This is a genomic window from Protofrankia sp. Cr1, assembly GCF_963555865.1.
Taxonomy (GTDB): Bacteria; Actinomycetota; Actinomycetes; order Frankiales; family Frankiaceae; genus Protofrankia.
In genome coordinates this window covers 17425-20468 of record NZ_CAUVXO010000055.1, presented here as the reverse complement: position 1 = coordinate 20468, position 3044 = coordinate 17425, and the positions used below count along the sequence as shown (strand labels likewise).

The 3044-nt window shown below is 66.4% G+C and carries 3 protein-coding genes; all 3 read right to left on the bottom strand.

Annotated elements, in window-relative coordinates; translation table 11 throughout:
- Positions 1-700: class I SAM-dependent methyltransferase (locus U9980_RS07565; RefSeq protein ID WP_322767280.1), on the bottom strand; the 700-nt coding region annotated here is incomplete at its 3' end.
- A gap of 143 nt (positions 701-843) precedes the next feature.
- Positions 844-2079: a glycosyltransferase gene (locus tag U9980_RS07560; protein ID WP_322767279.1), complete on the bottom strand. Its 1236-nt coding sequence runs from the start codon at positions 2077-2079 to the stop codon at positions 844-846.
- 1 nt (position 2080) lies between these two features.
- Complete coding sequence (locus U9980_RS07555) at positions 2081-2995, bottom strand: glycosyltransferase family 2 protein (RefSeq protein ID WP_322767283.1); 915 nt, start codon at positions 2993-2995, stop codon at positions 2081-2083.
- Positions 2996-3044 lie beyond the last annotated feature (49 nt).

The following is a 3044-nucleotide window of genomic DNA, read 5'->3' as shown; positions in this document are numbered from 1 at the left end:
CGCTGCCGAGGCCGTCCGGGCTGCGCCGGTCCGACATCGCCACGACGGGCGAGAGCAGCGCAGCCGCGTTCCAGCCGAGACGGCCGCCGCTGGCCGACAGCGTCAGGTACAGCCGTTCGGCCAGCGGCGACCGGAACAGGTAGGTCTGGCGAACCACGGACAGGCCGCAGCCGTCCAGCAGTTCCACCAGTTGATCACCCGTGTAGGTACGTTTCACCTGATATCTCTCCCGATGGCGGGCAGACAGCCGCGGCCAGCGGTGCGCCCGGGTCAACGCGTCGGCGGACAGGACGAGATCTCCGCCCGCCTTGAGGACCCGCGCCATCTCGGTGAGCGCACCCGGGCCGTCGTCGAAGTGCTCGATCGCGCAGACCGACATCACCACGTCGAAGGAACCGTCGGCGAACGGCAGCGTGAGGGCGTCCCCCTCGATGAGGGCGGGACGCCCGCGCAATCTGCGACCGAAATCCAGTTTACCCCGGGCAAGATCGACACAAACGGCCCGAGCTCCGCGCCGGACGGCCCGACCAGCCCAGTAGCCATCGCCACCTGCGACGTCCAGGACGGTACGCCCGGTGAGCTCACCCGCCCACTCCAGCAACGTGCCCACTTCACGGCGACGAATCACATGCACCTGGTGACCGACATAGGCCACAGCCTGGTCACGTAGCGAACTCGCAGACCACCCCGAGGACGGCATTCTCGGCGAAGGCACCCCTGGCACGAGCCACAGTCTGCCCGCCGGCAGCCGACTGGACATCCCGAGCCGACAGCACTACACGCAGCATCGACCACGGTACAAAAAGCAACACAAGGCACTTCCAAGCATATACGGAGAGTGCTCTAACGGGCGCCCGTAGCACCCATGACCACATCCAGGTAGCGAGCCCACGCCGCATCCGCGTCCGGGGGGACAACCCTTGCCCGCAAGGCCTTGAGCACTCCCGGCTCGTAGAGCCGCCGCAGTGTCCCGGCCAACGACACCGAGTCGCCGGGTGCGGCAAGAAGCCCGTCCACGCCATCACGTACGGTCTCGGCCAATCCGCCGACCCGGGTCGCGACCACCGGCAGACCGTGCAGGTGGGCAAGGTCGACGTTCTGGGTCGCCGTCCCCGCCCGGTACGGCAGAACGAGCGCATCCGCGGTCGCGAACAACGCCGGCACATCGGTCACCGACACATATCCGGGACGCAGCTCCACCCGCGCGGTCAGGCCGAGCTCGGCGACGAGTTCGCGGGTGCGCTCGACACCACCCCAGAACTCCCCGGCGACAGTCAGGCACACATCGGGCGGCCCGGCCGCCAATGCCCGCAGCAGGATATCCAGACCTTTGTACGGTCGGATCAGCCCGAAGAACAACAGCCTGCGCCGGACGCGATCCCCGTCTCCTGCTCGGTCTCCTGCTCGGTCTCCTGCTCCATCCCCATCGGTGGACGGTCGAATGTCACCATCCGCGGTATCCATCTCACGCCACGTCCGCAGATGCGGCGCCATCACAGCGACCGCCACCGGCCGATCCGTCAGCGCACGGGCCTGTTCAGCCTCGGCCGACGTGTGTACGACGACTCCCGACACCCGCCGCAGCACGGCCCGGATCAGCGGTTCATCGCCGGCGCGCCGCTCATGCGGCAGCACGTTGTGGCACAGGGCGAGGACGGCAGGCCCAGCAGCCCGAGGCCCAGTAGCCGGTCGGAGACCGGCGATCATCGTTCCCGCCGGTCGGAGACCGGCGAGGATACCCAGATAGGCCGGCGCCTGGATCGGGGTCACCACCACGATGATCACCGCATCGGCGCTGTGGTACAGCCGCCGGCCAAGCCGTACCCACGAATCCGGGCGGCACCACGACAGCGGATACGCCGTGGCCGCGAAGGGCTCTGTCTCGGGGTGACTCACGCGCTGGCGACCCGGGTAAAGCCGGGCCGGATACTGCCGCGACCATGACTCTATCCGCACACTGTGGCCACGCTCTGCGAGCCGGTGTGCCAACTCCGTCGTGTGCTGAGCGACACCTCCCTTGTACGGGTGGGTCGGACCGACGATCGCAATACGCGCCCAGGACGTTCGGGCCGTCGACATCTCAGGTGCCACTGCGGGAACGGACTATCAGGTCGCCGATCAGGGCCAGTACCACGATCTGGAAACCGACCAGGATCGCCAGCAGAGTGGACGTGGTGACCCGCAGGTCGTACCGGATGAGATCCACGGCGAGCTTCACGAAACCCAACCCCATGATCCACAAAGCGATCGGCATCAGCACCCTGATCGGGTCGAAGTACATGACCATCCGCAGCACCTGCAGGATGTAGCGGCGCGCGTCCCGAAACGGATGGAACTTGCTCGTACCCGACCGCTTCGCGTAGTGGATCGGAATGTAGTCCACGGGATGCTGATTCGACAGGAATGCCATCGTAATCGTGGTGACGCAGGAGAATCCAGGCGGTAGCAGCCGCAGATACGGCAGGGACACGTCTCGCCGAAATGCCCGTAGACCCGAGTTCAGATCGGGAATCTTCATGCCGGTCAGGCGCTGCGCAATCATCCGGATGAACCACTTGGCCGGCACCCGTGCCCATTTGTGCGTTCCCTCCTCCGTGGTACGCGCACCCACAACCTGATCAACGTCGGGGTTGGCATCGAGATGGCGGACGAACTCCGGGATCCGGTCATTCGGATAGGTCATGTCCGCGTCGGTCCAGACCACGATCGTCCCACGGGCGTCCTGCGTGCCGATGCGGCGAGCGGTGCCCGAGCCGCCGTTGCGGCGGAACGAAATCAGCCGCATCCGCGGGAACCGGTGCATCACACCACGCAGCAGGGCGGCAGTGTTGTCGGTCGACTTGTCGTCGATTACCAGCAGTTCGTAACTGTAGCCGCTGGCATCCATGGCGGCACTGATCCGCTCCAGCTCGCGGACCACATGATCCTGCTCGTTATAGCACGGAAGCACGATAGTCACGTATGGCGCGGCAGTTACGTACGGCTCGGCAGTTATCTCCGCTGTCGGCCCGACCCCGGATCGCTGTCGGTTCAGGGTGGGCGTG

Bases quoted from the DNA above. Each gene is read 5' to 3' on its own strand.
- U9980_RS07560 (WP_322767279.1), bottom strand. From the start codon at position 2,079: ATGTCGACGGCCCGAACGTCCTGGGCGCGTATTGCGATCGTCGGTCCG.